At 52.5% G+C, this 16,865-nt stretch carries 11 protein-coding genes; 6 read left to right on the top strand and 5 right to left on the bottom strand.

The features are described from left to right. The first annotated feature begins 46 nt into the window (after positions 1-46). Genes L6H70_RS11435 through L6H70_RS11425 form a run of 3 tightly spaced genes read left to right on the top strand, consistent with a single transcriptional unit; the run spans position 47 to position 4,882 of the window. A complete protein-coding gene (locus tag L6H70_RS11435; RefSeq protein ID WP_236332850.1) occupies positions 47-1,027 on the top strand; it encodes a carbohydrate ABC transporter permease in 981 nt (326 codons plus the stop codon). Next, the gene (locus L6H70_RS11430) at positions 1,024-1,881 is read left to right on the top strand and encodes a carbohydrate ABC transporter permease (RefSeq protein ID WP_236332849.1); all 858 of its coding nucleotides are present in this window, start codon (positions 1,024-1,026) and stop codon (positions 1,879-1,881) included. Before L6H70_RS11435 ends, L6H70_RS11430 begins: the two co-directional genes overlap by 4 nt. A gap of 31 nt (positions 1,882-1,912) precedes the next feature. Further along, on the top strand, positions 1,913-4,882 hold the full coding sequence (locus L6H70_RS11425) for a GH36-type glycosyl hydrolase domain-containing protein (RefSeq protein WP_236332847.1): 2,970 nt from the start codon (positions 1,913-1,915) through the stop codon (positions 4,880-4,882). A gap of 5 nt (positions 4,883-4,887) precedes the next feature. Here L6H70_RS11425 and L6H70_RS11420 read toward each other — a convergent pair whose 3' ends face one another. Together L6H70_RS11420 and L6H70_RS11415 are read right to left on the bottom strand one after the other, a co-directional pair. After that, entirely contained in the window at positions 4,888-6,495 is a 1,608-nt protein-coding gene (locus L6H70_RS11420; RefSeq protein WP_236332845.1) for a response regulator, read from the bottom strand. Beyond that, positions 6,473-8,218, bottom strand: a complete 1,746-nt coding sequence (locus L6H70_RS11415; protein ID WP_236332842.1) for a sensor histidine kinase — start codon at positions 8,216-8,218, stop codon at positions 6,473-6,475. Before L6H70_RS11415 ends, L6H70_RS11420 begins: the two co-directional genes overlap by 23 nt. Before the next feature lie 117 nt (positions 8,219-8,335). On the opposite strand from L6H70_RS11415, the gene L6H70_RS11410 reads away from it, so the two are divergent. Next, entirely contained in the window at positions 8,336-9,916 is a 1,581-nt protein-coding gene (locus L6H70_RS11410; RefSeq protein ID WP_236332840.1) for an extracellular solute-binding protein, read from the top strand. A gap of 65 nt (positions 9,917-9,981) precedes the next feature. Here L6H70_RS11410 and bglS (L6H70_RS11405) read toward each other — a convergent pair whose 3' ends face one another. Together bglS (L6H70_RS11405) and bglS (L6H70_RS11400) are read right to left on the bottom strand one after the other, a co-directional pair. Beyond that, positions 9,982-10,668 (bottom strand): beta-glucanase, encoded by a 687-nt coding sequence (gene bglS, locus L6H70_RS11405; RefSeq protein ID WP_236333267.1) that lies wholly within the window; start codon positions 10,666-10,668, stop codon positions 9,982-9,984. A gap of 225 nt (positions 10,669-10,893) precedes the next feature. Beyond that, entirely contained in the window at positions 10,894-11,616 is a 723-nt protein-coding gene (gene bglS / locus L6H70_RS11400; protein ID WP_236332838.1) for a beta-glucanase, read from the bottom strand. Positions 11,617-11,814: 198 nt separating this feature from the next. Here bglS (L6H70_RS11400) and L6H70_RS11395 point away from each other — a divergent pair, with 198 nt between their 5' ends. Together L6H70_RS11395 and leuS are read left to right on the top strand one after the other, a co-directional pair. Beyond that, the gene (locus tag L6H70_RS11395) at positions 11,815-12,882 is read left to right on the top strand and encodes an AI-2E family transporter (RefSeq protein WP_236332835.1); all 1,068 of its coding nucleotides are present in this window, start codon (positions 11,815-11,817) and stop codon (positions 12,880-12,882) included. Between the two features lie 503 nt (positions 12,883-13,385). Beyond that, on the top strand, positions 13,386-15,836 hold the full coding sequence (gene leuS, locus L6H70_RS11390; RefSeq protein WP_236332832.1) for a leucine--tRNA ligase: 2,451 nt from the start codon (positions 13,386-13,388) through the stop codon (positions 15,834-15,836). Positions 15,837-15,965: 129 nt separating this feature from the next. On the opposite strand, the gene comER is transcribed toward leuS, so the two are convergent. Next, complete coding sequence (comER, locus tag L6H70_RS11385; protein WP_236332830.1) at positions 15,966-16,817, bottom strand: late competence protein ComER; 852 nt, start codon at positions 16,815-16,817, stop codon at positions 15,966-15,968. Between the last annotated feature and the right edge of the window lie 48 nt (positions 16,818-16,865).

Below are 16,865 nucleotides of genomic sequence, written 5' to 3'. Positions count from 1 at the left end.
CGATAACGCGCGGCGGTTCTTCCATTACTAAAGTGAGGGATAAGAGATGGGACTCCATACTGAAAAGAATCTTCCCGTAAAAGCGGCTGCAAGCAAACGCGCAGTGTGGCGCAAGCGGGTTAGAGATAATAAATTTGCTTATATGCTGATGGTTCCGACCATCATTTTCATGTTGCTGGTGCATCTGCTCCCGATGATTCAGGGATTCTGGATGTCATTTTTGAAGCTGAACCAATTTACGTTGGGCAAATATTTGAAGGCACCTTTTGTAGGGATAGACAATTATGTTGGACTGTTGTTCAATTCCGATAATCCCGTCCGCCAAGGGTTGAATTTCGCCATTCGCAACACGGCCATTTACGCGGTCATTGTGACGATTGGTGTAATGGTCATGGGCCTAATGATGGCTATGCTGCTGAACCGTGATTTTCCCGGCCGCAGTATTGCCCGTACAGCAATGTTGCTTCCATGGGTTGTACCGTCTTATGTTGTCGGTGTACTCTGGGGCTTCATGTGGCAGCAAAACGGTATTATCAACTATTTCCTGGTTGACGTTCTGCATCTCTATGCAGAGAAGCCTTTCTGGCTGCTTGGACCGAATACGATTTGGGCGATCATTATCCCGACCATCTGGCGCGGCTGGCCGTTCCTTATGGTTATTTTCCTGGCTGGACTCCAGACGATTCCGGAAGATATCTACGAAGCGGCAACCATTGACGGTGCAGGCAAGCTCCGCCAGTTCTGGAATATGACGCTGCCGATGCTTAAACCGGTTATTGCCGTACAGCTCTTATTCCAAATCATTAACAACGTCTACTCCTATAACATCGTTTCCACGATGTTCGGCAACGGTGCCGGATATCCAGGGGAATGGGGCGACCTCCTGATGACAGCCTTGACCCGCCAATCCTTCGGATATTGGTCCTTCGGTTCAGGTTCTGCCGCTTCAATCATGCTTATGTTTGCCATGCTGATGATCGTCGGCGTTTGGTACCGCGCTTTTAGAACGGAGTTGAATGCACAATGAGTACACATCGTAAACGTTCTGTCAGTTCGTTCCTGCTGACTTCAGTAACCTGGCTTATCGTTATCTTGACGATATTCCCAATCTTGTGGATGGTCTTCACCTCTCTGCACTCCAATGATCAAATTCTGAACGGGATCACTACCTTCAGCCTGCCGAAGCCGCAGTGGGTCAATTATATCAATATGTGGGATACAGTTAACTTTGCTGTCTATTTCCGCAACAGCCTTCTGATCTGCGGTGCGACGACTTTGCTTGCCGGTACCTTTGCTGTACTTGCCGGATATGCACTGGCCCGGTTTGATTTTCCGGGATCGAAGCTGTTCAGCATGAGTATCATATCCACCCAGTTGATTCCGGGGATTATGTTCTTGTTCCCGATCTATCTAATGTTCCTGTGGATCAAGAATACATTCGGCTTGCCGATGATCAACACATACTGGGGAATGATTCTCGTCTATACGGCGTTCTACACCCCGATCAGTATCTGGATTATGCGCAGTTTCTTTGTCTCGATTCCAAGAGATTTGGAAGAATCGGCTACCATTGACGGCTGTACGAAATTCCAAGCCTTTTACAAAATTATTCTGCCGCTATCTCTGCCCGGTATCATTGCGACATCTATCTTTATCTTCCTTACGGCTTGGGATGAGCTTCTCTTTGCCTGGGTACTTACGACCAGCTCGGATGTACAGACGATTCCGGTCGGCATCCGCCTGTTTGTCGGCCAGTACAATACCCGATATGATCTGCTGATGGCTGCTTCTACAGTTGTTACAGTGCCGGTTATGGTGATATTTTTCATGACGCAAAAATACTTTATCAGCGGTATGACCGCGGGGGCCGTCAAGGGCTGATCCGTAGTATGCCAGAAAGAGGAGAGCTATCATGTTGATATTTAATACAGCTAGAGAAACCAAAGTCTCAGCTGAGGATATTCTGAGGGAAGCCTTTGCCGACCGGCTTGGCGCCGGTGTACACCTTAGCGCCATCTTTACCAATTCGGAGCGCCGCGGGGCTGTCGGCATCGCTGGTCTGCCGTTTCGGCTGCCGGCCATTCAGGAGCTGCTGAGGCTTCCGGCCGTGGCAGCGCTGCTGCCGGCCGAGGCCGGTTCATCCGCGCTGTTCGCCGCAAACGGTGAAGGCACGGAATTGTCCCTGTATATCCGGCAAACCGGAAGAGCGGAACAGACGGTTGCCATACCGGAGGCCACCGCAAGCGAGGCACTGGCGCAGCTGCAAGCTGCACCAGGCTGGGCCGGCATCCTTAACGCTGAAGGTGAGCATGTAATTGATTTGCGCTCACCGGTTCCGGGTCCGCATTTCGCGGTTAATCTTCTGCTGGGCAACCGTCTGCAGTTCCCCCACCCGCTTCAGACTACGCCCAAAAGCGTTGTTGACCGGTTTGGCGGCGGCAGCTTCCGCTCCCATGCGGCAACCCAAGTGCTGGCAACACGCTGGGATATGCGCCAGGAAGAGAACGGCTTCCCGGCCAACCGGCAATTTTATCTGTTCGAGGAAGGGAAGCAGATCTTCTATTCCGCCGACCCCGGCGAGGCAGGCATTGAATCGGCGGTCTGCCGGCATTCGCAGAACGCAACCATCATAACGTACCGCCTGTACAGCGGGCTTGAAATTGTACGGACTATCTTTATTCTGCCGCATTCCGAAGGGCTGCCTCTGGCTACTGAAATGCAGCGGATTGAGATTGTGAACCACGGGGAGGGCAACCGTAAACTCCGCCTGGTGTATACGGGAATGTTCGGCTCCGCTGCTCCGGGTGCACTGTTCGAGGATGTGTTGTACAGCAATGTCATCATGCAGGGCGGCGTACTTCAAGATTCCTCGGGAGGCGTAGCTGCCATCAGTCCCGACTATTATCCGGAAGGCGGCCGTCACGATCTGCGCTTCCACACGATGATCATTCACGGCGCTGAAGGTCCGGTGCTGCCGCGCGAATATTGTGTTAGCTACAATGAGTTCGTCGGTACAGGTTCGTTGCACCGGCCGACCGGTGCGCTCAGGCTGAGCAGCATTCTGCACCGCAAGGGACCGGGCTTCTTCGCTGTAGCCGGTGAGATTCATATTCCCGCCGGAAGCGCGGCAACTGTCGACCAGTTGACCGGACTTGTCTCGGATAAGAGCGGTGCGCCTTGGAGCGAAACGGTGCTGGCGGATGAGGTAGGGGCGCTGCTCGCCCGTTTCTCTGACCGCAGCGCGGCGGAATCGGCGCTGGCGGAATCGTCCGGCTTCGTGCGCGAGTATGGCAAGTTCCTGCAGGTATCCTCCGGTGACGGGGATTTTGATGTGTTTGTCAACCGCAATCTGCCGTTTCAAGTGCTCTACCAATCATTTGTCTCCCGTTCCTTTTGCCAGACACAGAAGGGGTACAGGGAGATTGGCTTCCGCGAAATCCAGGATTTGTACGCCTCGATGTATTATTTCGTTGGTATGGGAAGAAGCGGTCTGGTGAAGAGCCTGCTGAAGGAATGGACCAGTATGGTGTTCGAACTGGGCTATGCCTATCACAATTTCTTCTGGGTCGGCAAGGAGCCGGGCAAATGGTCCGACGATGCGTTATGGCTTGTTCAAGCCGTCTACCGCTATGTAATGCTCACAGGAGATCTCGAATTCCTGGACGAGTCTTGCCCGGTGGCGGGACAAGAGACCAGTCGTCCGGTCTTCGAGACATTGAAGGCGATCATTGTATATTCGGGGCGGATTTCGGTCGGCCGCCACGGTCTTCCATTGCTGGATTACGCAGACTGGAACGATTGCCTGAAGCTCGACGATACGTATCTGAACGGCCCGGCCAAGGAAGAACGATACCGGAAACAGCTGCAGGCAGGCGGAGTCTTCGGCGATCCGCTGGACAGCGATTATTCCGAGAGCGTCATGAATGCTTTCCTGCTGAAGGTAGCGGTGGATGAATTGTCCGTACTGGCTGCCCGGAAGGGAGAGCAGGAATATGCCGCGGAGCTGGACCGCTTCGGGGCAGAGCTGCGGGGACGTATTCAATATCATGCCTGGAAGGAAAACTTCTTCGCGCGCGTGCTGTTCAACCGGTATGAGAACGGCGAATACACCTATTTGGGAGCGACCGGGGATGGTCTGTCTTCGGATCCGGCATCCGACGGTTCTTATTTCCTGAACTCCTTCAGCTGGAGCATCCTGTCCGGCTGTGCCGATGAAGCACAGATTGCTGTGATGCTGGACACTATGAAGTCGCATCTCATGACTCCTTTCGGCCTGAAGCTGGTCTCGCCTGTTGCACTGGGACGGGTGTCCTCCCATACGGCTTCGGACGAATACTTTCCGGGCGACCGGGAGAACGGCGGCGTATTCAAGCATGCCTGCATGATGGCTGCTGCTGCAATGTTCAAGGGAGCGAAGGAAGTGTCAGATGCGGGGCTCGCCGCTGAACTGGGCCGGTTCGGCTATTGGCTGCTGGACCGGATCATGCCGTTTAAGACCATGGAGGATCCGTTTGCGATCTGCGGAAATCCGCGATTCTGCACCCAATACAACAACAGCGAGACCGGTGAGAACATCGGTCCGATGCTAAGCGGCACATCGACCTGGCTCACCCTCTCGCTGATGGAAGCGCTGGGTATTGAATATACGGCGCAAGGCATTAAGCTTAATCCGATCCTGCGGGAAGAGCAGACCGACTTCGCCTACACCCTGAAGCTCGGCGGCTCCTCTTACCGGATTTCGATCCGCAAGCCGGAGGGCTTCCGCCGGATACAAGACGGAGCAGCCTGCCTGACGTTGGATGGCCGGGCGCTTGAGGAAGGGCTTGTACCGGCGGCGGATGATGGCCTCTCCCATGAGGTGGAACTGCGATTTGAAGGTTAAGATCGTTACAACGCCCGGTCGCGGAACTCTTGCGGGGTCATGCCGGCATATTCCTTGAAGAGCTTAATGAAATAATGAGCGTTGGAATAACCAAGCTCAGCGGAAACTTCATAAATTTTCAGCGGCGTATGGATCAGCAGATACGCCGCTTTTTCCATCTTTATCTGGCTGATATAGTCGCTGATTCGCTTGCCTGTCTCCAGCTTGTACATTTTGGACAAGTAGACCGGGTGCATCCGGACATGATCGGCGATGGCCTGGAGTGAGACGTAATGCAGATTGTTGTTGATATACTCATGAACTGTGCGAATCAGGACAGTCCGGCTATTCAGGCGTTCCGATTCAAAATGCTCTCTCAGCAGAACGATGACCTCAAGCGCCCACTCCCGCAGCTTGTCCGGCGTCTGGAAGGAAGCTTGCTCCAGCAGCGGATTGCCTACAATCTCACTAAGCATTTTGTTGTTCTTGTGGGCGAAATAATAGAATGCCGTCTCCAGATGCAGGCGGGCTTCATGGATATGCTCCAGTGAGCGGTCTGGATTCCGGGCCAGCTCCGAAGTGATGGCATTGAGCTTGTCTTCGATACCCTGCCAGTTGTTTGCTTCGAACATATGAAAGAGCAGCGGAGGCTCATAGAGCGGCTGGAGAATCTCCACAGGCTGGGAGCCGCTGGTGTCCGTCACGTCCAGATAAATACCTGTTTCGCTGCCGATATGCTGGCGGATGGCCATTATGGCGGATTGATAGAGCGAATAGACTTGGTCAGGAAATTCTCCCCAGCCTGTGGTTACAACGGAGAGGCCGCCTCCAATCAGCGTGCTGACATGGTTCTGCAACTGATAGGCTGCCTGCGCGACATCATACCCCGGATTACCGCTGGGTTCAATGTCATCCCTGGGCTGCAGCAGAAAAACGAGATAATCATGCACATCCTTGCAGGACCATATGCGGAATAGGTCTTGGAACAGCTCCTGTGCGATATTGATGATCGCGTATTCGAACAGCAGCATACTGTTCATGTCCTGGCGCCGGAAGAATTCCTCCGGTCTGACGACTGCGAGGCATACCGGCAAGTCGGTCCGCAGCGGCAGATCGAACTGGGCCAGCCGCTCTTGCAGCTGCGGCCCGGACAGCTTCCGTCCCTGGAGCAGTTCGCTGAGCAGGCGGTCCCGCAGGAGGGGAAGATGCTCGCGGAAGGTCTGCATCGTCCGCTGATAGGAGGACCATGTCTCCCATTCTGTTCGTAGCTCCTGCTGGAGCTTAACGATGACGTCGATTAGCTGGTTATTTGCAATCGGCTTAAGGAGATAGGCGCTGGCCTGCTCTTCTATCGCCTTACGGGCATATTCAAATTCGGCATAACCGGTCAGCATAACAACCCGGATATGCTTCCAGCGGCTGCGGATGGACGTGATCAGTTCAATGCCCGAGATTTCCGGCATATTGATGTCAGTAACTACAATGTCGATAGGATAGCGCTGAAGCAGCTCCAGCGCTTCGTACCCGGAGTAGGCTTTGTGAACCTGTTCGAACCCCATTTCCGCCCAAGGAAGCGAGATGGATAGGTCATCAACAACATAGGGTTCATCATCAACCAGCAGAATTTGGTGCATCGTTGTCCTCTTTCTTCTCCATACGGAGTGTGATTTTTAGACCGCCGTCAGGTGAAGAGGCGATCAGAAGGCCGGAAGAATCATCATAATGAGACTTAAGACGCTGCTGGATATTCCATAATCCGCACCCTCCGTCCTCACGCTTCGATTCGGATATTCTGGCATACAGAGAGGCAATCTCCTCATCGGTCATACCGGCTCCGTTGTCCTCAACGGTGACTGTGACTGCTGCAGACGTTTGGCTGGCGGTGATCCGGATGAAGCCCTGGCCGATTTTTTTCTCAATGCCATGGATGATACTGTTCTCGACTAAGGGCTGAATCAGCAGCCGGGGAATTTGCAGACCGAGCAAATCATCGGCAATATCCATCTCATAATGGATGCGCTGTTTCCGCAAATTCTGAATTTCCAGGTAATTCTCCAGCAGCTTGAGTTCATCTTGAAGCGTGGTGAGGGAATGGTCGACTTTGGTGATGTAGCGGTAATACTCGCCAAGATTAAGCGCCATCGCCTCCACCGAATCCGTATCGCCTACAACGGCCTTGCTCTTGATAAAGAACAGGCAATTATAGAGAAAGTGCGGGTTGATCTGTGATTGCAGCTGCTTCAGGTGAGCGTCCTTGGCCCGGATCTGTTCCAGATAGACCTGCTCAATTAGCGACTGAATCTTTTCCGCCATCTCGTTAAACTCTTCGTTGAGCATCGTGAACTCAGGATTGGTCTTGGCATGAATACGGGTAGACCAGCGTCCTTCCTTCATTCTGTTAAGGGAGCGCAGCAAAAGGCTTACCGGACGCTGAACTTGGCGGTAGAGCTGCAGCGAGAACAGCAGGCTCATGACCAAAAGGATAGCCGAACCTGTCAGGAAGGAATAGCGGCTGCTCCGGATCGGCTGAAGAATCTGCTTCAGGGGCGAATAATGTACTACCTGCCAATTGATGGCAGATGATGGGACTGAACTGACGAGGAAGCTGCCTCCCTGAAGGCTAAAGATTTCTGAAGTTCCTTGACCGGTCGAAGAAGTCAGCGTTGCAACGATCTGCTTCGCCATTTCAGGATCGGTATTGCGGGAAAGAATCACCCCGAATGATGGATTAAATAGGAAAGTGTCACCCTTGTTTTGCGACTGGTAAGCATCGAACAACCGCTCAATATTGGATACAGGAAAATACATCGACACCAGGAGTCCCGCCTCGCTTGGCTCATTTCTTCTCTCGATAGGGTCCGACAGCAGCAGGCGGAAGCCCGCTTCAGCACTGCCATTGTCCTCCGGAATATACTCCCAGCCCGAAGGCAGAGGCTTACTCAGTACGGAGGAATCAAAGGAGAGAGAGGAATCCGAGCCCAGGGTCTCGCCGCTCAGCGGCTTGTACAGAACAATCCGGTTCTCCCACGTGCTGGAGCTGGTCTGAAGGGAAAGCTTCTCCAGCACGGTCATAATGGTCTGGGCAGGATCAATGAGATGGCCCAGTTGCCGGATCTGCTCATAGTCACGGACGGTCGGATCTCTCTGTAACGCATACATGCTTCCTGCTAATTGGTTGATATTGTTATCCAGCTGTTGGGTTAGGAACTCCAGATGATTCAAGTCGGTCGTCTTAATCTGACTGGTAATGACGCCGATATCCTTTCGGTATGACAATCCGTAGAATAAGAGCGTAACCGAAATGAGAGAGAGGAGAATCGCAAGCATTTTAATGAATAGGTTCGGCCGCCGGGTCATAAGATCATCCTTTACAAAGACTTCAATCTATTAAAAGAAGTGTATCACACGATACTGAAGACGATTGTGATACAATCGGTTCAACTCCCGAGTATTTTACGAAAAGCAGGTGGTTCCGTGAAAATCCGTTTATCGCTATTCATACTGCTCTTGACGTTGTCTGGTTGCGGCTTTCATAGTACAGAAGAAAGTCTCCCGGCAGCTTCCAAGGAGAGCATAAAGCCTCATTTCGATGTCAATGAAGGTAAATATATTCCTCCTGTAGATCTGTATACAGTAGGCTCCGTCAACCCCAATCTGACTTTTAAAAAGGGAGAGAGCCTAGAACATAACGTGCATACGACATGGGCTGAGGAACGGCTGGGTATCCGCATTCGTTATCTTTGGACCATCTCCGGCACCTCGGAGACCTATGCCAACAAGCTGAGGCTTGAGCTGGCCAAAGGCAATATGCCCGATGTCGTAACGACAAGGGATGCCGATATCATCCAGGAACTGATCGACTCCGGACAATTCATGGAAGTTGGCAGTTTGTTTGAAAAGTATGCTTCCGCTGTATGGAAGAAGGCCGTGGCCGAGGACCCCTCGGCATGGGATCCCTTCGTGCGGGACGGACACAAGTATGCAATTCCAATCATGGACTATGAATATAACTCTGATCCGCTGCTCTGGATCCGCCAGGATTGGCTGGACAAGCTGAATCTGGCTGCACCGCGGACTCTGGACGAACTGGAACAGGTCATGGATGCCTTTGTCAACCGGGACCCAGACGGTAACGGGCTTAAGGATACCTACGGCCTTGCAGTCGGTTTCAGGAATGGTGCCAATACCTGGATGGGAGACAGCAGCTGGATTTTTGGCGCGTTCGGCACGGTTCCTGAGCAATGGAACCGCCAAAGCGACGGAACTCTGGAATACGGGTCCGTGCTGCCAGGCGCCCGGAAGGCTGTCGCACTCATGAAGCATTGGGTGCGGCAAGGATATTTGTCCACCGACAGTGCGTGGCTGGATGAAGAGGGTGCCGCCAATCTGTTCGTTTCGGGCAAGGCCGGCATCATTGCCGGTCCGTACTGGATGCGCGGCTGGCCCTTATCATTCCTGACCGATACTGACCCGCAGGCACGCGTCCAGGCTGTCGCCATACCTTCCGGACCGGACGGCACCGCCATGAGAAGAGGCACCTTGCCTGTCAACGGTGCTATTCTGATTAACAAGAAGATGAAGCATCCTGAAATCTTTTTTACTTATCAGAATTATTTGTTTGATTCTTACGCTACCTCGACCGGCGAATTCGTCAATGGCCTTGCAGAGGGATATGATTGGACAATCGTCGACGGCAATCCGACCATTATGCCTTCTGCTCTGCCGCTGGGCGGCATCCGGGTCGCTTCTTACACGCTGACCTTCGATGGAGCGAGAATTCCGTCCAAGGTCATCAAGGAAATTCCGGAGGACATAGCTCCTGTGCTGCTCGGCCAGAAGGAGGCTTCCCGTAAGGATCAGTTCACGGGACCGCCAACCGTCACGATGAAGAGCGCCGGGGAGCTACTGAAGAAGCTGGAACAAAAAAGCTATCAAAAAATCATCTTTGCGGACAGCGGCATCGGGGAATTTGACGAATTTGTCGACAAATGGAAAGCCTACGGGGGATTAACCGAAACCTCAGAGGTCAATGCCTGGGACCGCAGCCGCCAATGAGTGCCGCAGGGACAAGAAACCGCCTTGATTAAGGCGGTTTCTTGTCGGAATGGCGCCGGGAATTTTTACTCGCCCGACGCTTGATCCGGAGTATAGCGGAACTGGTCATAGTAAGCGTGGAGCGGGACCTTGCCGTCAAAGGGCTCCAGCCAGGAGTCCACGCCGGTCCCGTTCCAGAGATTCATCATAATGCGGCCCGGGGTGGAGGGGATGTTCTCGGTGGCTGTGTGAACGGGCCGGCCGTCGATGTACCAGGTAATGGAATCCCTCTTCCAGTCGAAGGCGTAACGATGGAATTCCTCCGAGGCGTCAAAGCCGAGGTCAATCACCTGCTCATGCCCGCCTGTCCCGCCAGTGAAGTAATTAAGCTGCACCTGGCGCGTATTTTTGCCCAAAAATTCAATGTCAATTTCGTCCCAAGGCTCGCCTTCCGAGGGGCCGGTGTAAGTGAAGAAAGAGGACACCACACCAGGATTGGCCGCCGGCTTCATCCGGATTTCATACCTGCCATAGCTGTACTTATTCAGCGAACGGTACTCCGCACCGTCATACTCTCCGGGAGAGGGGCTGGTGAGCGACAGGGTCATGAGGTCATCTCCGGCGAATGAAACGTTGTTCTCACGCCAGGTGCAGTTGAACATGTCTCCATTGGAATAGCCATCCGTTTTCTTCCAGAACTCTGTGTTGAATGTGGTGAAATTGTCTTTGACGCTCCCGGCTTCTGAGCTGGATGCTGAAGTGAAAGCCCATATCCCCCATACAGCGGCCGAGAGAGCTGCAACCGCTGCGAATGTTGTGATTAACCTGCTGCGTATCAAACCTGTTCCTCCTGTGATGTTTTCTTGCTAATATCGTACTGAATGAAGGCTGCACCCGCCATACCAATGTGTCAATCCGGATAACAAATTCTGAAGATAATATTTTTAAACAGAAGAAAAAGGACCCCTGTACAGCCGCCGGGGTCCTTTTTCTCGCTATTAGTTGCCTGTATATTTCAACCAATCGTAATAGGCATACAGCGGATTAGCCCCGTTATATGATCCGAGCCAGGAATCGACACCTGTACCGTTCCAAAGGTTCATCATGATTTTACCGGCATGGGAGGGGATATTGCTGGTGGCCGTATGCTTGAGCACTCCATCTACGTACCATTTAATCGACCCTGCCTGCCAATCGAAAGCATACGTATGGTAACCTTGTGAAGCATCAAAGCCCAGATCGACAACCTTTTCATGTCCTCCAACGCCATTAGTGTAATAATTGAACTGTACTTTAGTCGTATCCTTGCCAAGGAATTCGATATCAATCTCATCCCATGGTGTTCCGTCGGAAGGACCAGTATACGTGAAGAAGGAGGAGACGATTCCGCTGTTTTTGGCCGGCATCATGCTGACCTCATATTTGCCGTAGCCGTACTTGTTTGTAGACCGGTATTCTGCCCCGTCAAACTTATTGTAGCTGGAACTGGTAAGTGCTAGACGGAGTTGTCCTCCGCTGGTAAACGAGATATTGTTGGCGCGCCAGGTACAGTTAAACATACCGCCATTGGAATAGCCGTCTGCTTTTTGCCAAGTTGCGGAATTGAAGTAGGTCAGAGGTTCATAAAAGACGGTGGCCGCCGAAACAGACGGAGCCCCTGCCAGCAATCCGGCAAGCAGCAAAGTCAGACCTGCACCGCATAATTTTTTTAAGCTTTTCATAATAAAAACATCCCTCCTCAAAATGAAAGCGTTTTACAATATGATTTTAGCCAACGCCGATTCTGTCCACCATACCAACATTCGAACCCGGATAACAAAAAAACAATTATTTGTTGGACAACAAGAGTATTTTGCTTTTCTCCCACACATACTGATATCGTATGTCTGTCTTAGGCGAATACGATCAGGAGGGATAACGTGGAGCAATGGTCGCAAAGCAAATGGTTCCGCTGGATGATCGGTGTGCTGCTCGCCCTGATCATTCTATATTTTGTCTGGCTACTCCGTCCGATGCTGCATGGGATATTCGTTTTTTTAAAAGCGATTCTGGCGCCCTTTCTGGCTGCGATGATCATTTCCTATGTACTGAATCCGGTGGTCAGTATGCTGGCCGGGCGGAAAATGCCGCGGGGTGTGGCGGTGCTGCTCATATATACGGTATTCCTGACCACGCTCGCCGTCATAGCTATTAACCTGATCCCGATGTTCATCGAACAGCTGGAGGAGCTAAATGAGCATTTGCCGGAAATGACGCTGCATGCGCAGGGCCTAATGCGGAAGATGAATACCAGGCTGATCCCGCCGGGTGTAGAAACAGGGATGAATAACTGGTTTTTTCAATTGGAGAACCGGCTTGCAGAGGGGATCTCCCATTTTCTCGATAATATCGGAACGACGATAGGCGTGCTGTTCAATGCCTTTATCGTCCCGTTTCTTGTTTTTTATATATTGAAGGACTTCGATGTCTTTGAACGGACGGTGGTTTCCTGTCTGCCCCGCTCCCGCCGCAAATCGATGGTAAAGCTGCTGAAGGATATTGATGATGCGCTCGGCAATTATATCCGCGGCCAGTTTCTGGTCTGCTTCATCATCGGAGTGCTGGCTTATATCGGTTACGCGATTATTGGGATGCCCTACGCCCTATTGTTTGCCTGCGTGGTGGCAGTGTTCAATATCGTTCCTTATATGGGCCCGTTTCTCGGGGCGGCTCCTGCGATTGTGATGGCAACTACGGTCTCGCTGCGGCTTGTGCTGCTGGTCGCGGTCGTGAATATGCTGTGCCAGATGCTGGAGAGCAACGTCATTTCTCCCCAGGTGGTGGGACGCAGACTGCATCTGCATCCGCTGATGATCATTTTTGCCCTGCTGGTCGGCGGGGAGGTTGCAGGAATGATCGGCTTAATCCTCGCGGTGCCGGTTTTTGCAGCCGGAAAAGTCGTCATCCAGCATATCTTTACGTATTATATCCGGCGTAAGCCGGTATGAGCTGGCAAAAACATTGACTATAGACGACAAAGTTGTATATAATATTGTGTAATATTACGATTAACATATCGAAATACCTATCGATGAAGAGGAGTATTAATTCGCTGGACGTTAGTTCAGAGAGCCGGTGTAATAGGTGCAAGCCGGTTAACGAAGCGGATGAACTCACCTCGGAGTAACGGCGCAAGCCGCAGGGTGCCTGTAAAAGGTTTTTACAGTATCCGGCGTGTGAACCGTCGTCGCCTCACCTCCGATAAAGGGTGTCAAAGTGAGTGGCAGGCAGAGCATGTCCAGCCGCTAACTAGGGTGGTACCACGGGAATTCAAACCTCTCGTCCCTAGCGTAAATACGCTAGGGATGGGAGGTTTTTTTGCGAATATAAGAATTTATAGACTTTAAGCTATAAATCACCCTTATATCTCTCGCGAAAACGGATGTCGTCCTTCAAAGACGGCGAAGCCGTTTTCACTTACAAGCAGCATTACTCCAAGGAGGAGAATTAGATGAGCGAGAATCAGACAAGTGCGGCAGCCGGGACCGGCTACCGCGCCCAGACCATCGAGCCGAAATGGCAGAAATTCTGGGATGAGAACAAAACCTTCAAGACCGGCGAAGCCCAAGACAAACCGAAATTTTACGCGCTGGATATGTTTCCATATCCTTCAGGCGCAGGGCTGCATGTAGGCCATCCGGAAGGATATACGGCGACAGATATCATCTCCCGCTACAAACGGATGCGCGGCTACAATGTGCTTCATCCGATGGGCTGGGATGCTTTTGGCCTTCCGGCAGAGCAGTATGCGATGGATACGGGACAGCATCCGCGCGATATTACGTTCAAGAACATCGACAACTTCCGCCGCCAGATCAAATCGCTGGGCTTCTCGTATGACTGGGACCGCGAGATCAGCACAACGGATCCGGAATATTATAAATGGACCCAGTGGATTTTCATCCAGCTGTACAACCGCGGATTGGCTTATGTGGCCGAAGTATCGGTCAACTGGTGTGAAGCGCTGGGAACCGTGCTGGCTAATGAAGAGGTTATTGACGGCAAAAGCGAGCGCGGCGGCCATCCTGTCGTCCGCAGACCTATGCGCCAATGGATTCTGAAAATTACCGAGTATGCTGAACGTCTGCTTGAGGATCTGGATGAGCTGGACTGGGAAGAAAGCATCAAGGATATGCAGCGCAACTGGATCGGCAAATCCACCGGTGCGGAAGTGAACTTTGCCATTGACGGCCATGAAGCGAGTCTGGAAGTATTCACTACCCGTCCGGATACCTTGTTCGGAGCAAGCTATTGCGTACTGGCACCTGAGCATAAACTGGTCGATATCATTACAACAGAAGCCCAAGCTGCTGCGGTTGCAGACTACCGTGACAAAGCGGCCCGCAAGAGTGATCTGGAACGTACAGACCTCGCCAAGGAGAAAAGCGGTGTATTCACCGGCGCTTATGCGGTTAATCCGGTAAACGGCGCTAAAGTACCGATCTGGATTGCCGATTATGTACTGGCTGGTTACGGAACCGGAGCGATCATGGCTGTTCCGGGACATGATACCCGTGACTGGGAGTTCGCCAAGCAGTTCGGTCTGAACATCATCGAAGTCGTACAGGGCGGCAATGTTGAGGAAGAAGCCTACTCCGGCGACGGCCCGCATGTGAACTCTGACTTCCTGAATGGTCTGGACAATAAAGAGGCTATTGCCAAAATGATTTCCTGGCTGGAAGAAAAGGGAAGCGGTAAAGGTAAAGTAACCTACCGCCTGCGCGACTGGCTGTTCAGCCGCCAGCGCTACTGGGGTGAGCCGATTCCGATTCTGCATCTGGAAGACGGCACGATGAAGACTGTTCCAGTAGATCAGCTGCCGCTGATGCTGCCGGATGTAGATGCGATTAAGCCTTCGGGTACCGGCGAATCCCCGCTGGCGAACGTTACCGAGTGGGTAGAGACGGTTGATCCGGAGACCGGTATGAAAGCCCGCCGCGAGACCAACACCATGCCGCAATGGGCCGGCAGCTGCTGGTACTACCTGCGTTATATCGATCCGCGTAACGACAAAGAGCTGTGTTCACCGGAGAAGCAAAAGGAATGGCTGCCGGTTGACCTGTACATCGGCGGAGCTGAGCATGCGGTGCTTCACCTGCTGTATGCCCGCTTCTGGCACAAAGTGCTCTACGATATCGGTGTAGTGGATACGAAAGAACCGTTCCACAAGCTGGTGAACCAGGGCATGATCCTGGGGAACAACAATGAGAAGATGAGTAAATCGCGCGGCAATGTCATCAACCCGGATGAGATTGTGGAAGCCTACGGGGCAGATACCCTGCGTGTCTATGAAATGTTCATGGGGCCGCTGGAAGCTACCAAGCCATGGAATGAAAAAGGCGTGGAAGGCATCCACCGCTTCCTCTCCCGTGTATGGCGCCTGTTCGTGAACGAAGACGGCAGCCTCAGCGCTAAAATTACGGCGGGCGGTGGTACTGATGAGTTCAAGCGCACCTGGCACAAGACGCTGAAAAAGGTGGGTGATGATTTCGAACACCTGCGCTTCAACACAGCGATCAGCCAGCTGATGATCTTCATCAACGATGCCTACAAGCAGGAGAGCCTGTCCAAGGAAGCGGCAGAGCACTTCGTGCAGATGCTGTCGCCGCTGGCACCGCATATTGCCGAAGAGCTGTGGCAGCTGCTTGGCCACGAAGGAAGCATCAGCTATGTCCCATGGCCGGCTTATGAAGAAGCCTGGACGGTGGATGCTGAGGTTGAAATCGTTATACAGGTGAACGGCAAGATCGTACAGCGTGCACTGGTAGCAGCGGATATGAGCCAGCAGGAACTGCAGGAGCATGCACTGGCGCTGCCGAATGTGAAAGCAGCTGTAGAGGGCAAAACCGTTCACAAGATCATTCCCGTTCCCGGCAAGCTTGTAAATATTGTAGTGGGTTAAGCGAAGAACGCAACTCTACCCGCAGCTACGGATGATTCCGTGCTGCGGGTTTTTGTTTCCCATGACATTTCTATTTGTTGCTAGAAGAATGAGTGCAGGAACTTAGGGACAGTACCTTACAGAGGCAGACTAGCGGTCCAATGGACCTTGAACGATCCCGCCCTGGCCAAAGAGAGCATCCAGAATGTGCAGATCCTCATTGTATTTGTCGTGAGTTGTGGTGATCAGCCGTTCGAATACGCCTTCCAGACTGGAACGCAGGTGGTTCAGCGCCTCCGCCGTGATTCCTCCGCGGACGGCAACCCGTTCCTGCAGCTCCTGGGGAGTGAACCCCCCTTCTGTCAGCAGCTTGCCTGTGCCAAGCAGCATTTCACCGGCCAGCCGGCTGACCAGTGCCTCGTCGATGCCGGTCGCTTCTACAGCTGCTTCAATCCACCGTTCCAAAAAATAGCTGAGGAACGCCGGACCGCAGCTGGAGAAATCAGAGGCAATCCGGGTATGACTCTCAGGGATTTCCGCAGGGACGCCAATAAATGATAATAGCTGGAGCAGCACCAGTCTGTCTTTTTTATTTAACCTGCTGCCGAAGATGCAAAGAGAAGTCCCGCTCTTGACCGAATGAGTGATGCTGGGAATAATCTTGGCAACTTTGGATGGCAGAACGGATTCCAGATGGTAGAGCTGGACAGGACTTGTAATGGATACCACGATTTGCTCGCTGCGCAGACAAGGAGCAATTTCATCAGTTAGTGTTTTGAACTGCAGGGGTTTGACACATAAAAAGACAATATCGCTTCCTGACGCGGTTTCGCTGTTGTTAGCGCAAACCGTAATGCCGGGGTGAAGCTTCTTGAGCTCCAGCAGCTTGCCCGGGCTGCGGTTACTGGCCAGCACATCACATGGATCAAGTGCTCCCGAACTAAGAAAGGTCTCAATGAGCAGACCGCCCATGCTGCCTGTTCCGATAAATCCCACTTTCATCCTGTGGTTACCTCCTTTCTTATGTTGCTGGGCTTACAGGAATACTCT

This window comes from Paenibacillus auburnensis, assembly GCF_927798115.1.
In the GTDB taxonomy this organism is placed as follows: domain Bacteria; phylum Bacillota; class Bacilli; order Paenibacillales; family Paenibacillaceae; genus Paenibacillus_AQ; species Paenibacillus_AQ auburnensis.
The sequence above is the reverse complement of the archived record's forward strand: the minus strand, read 5'-3'. Positions and strand labels throughout refer to the sequence as shown.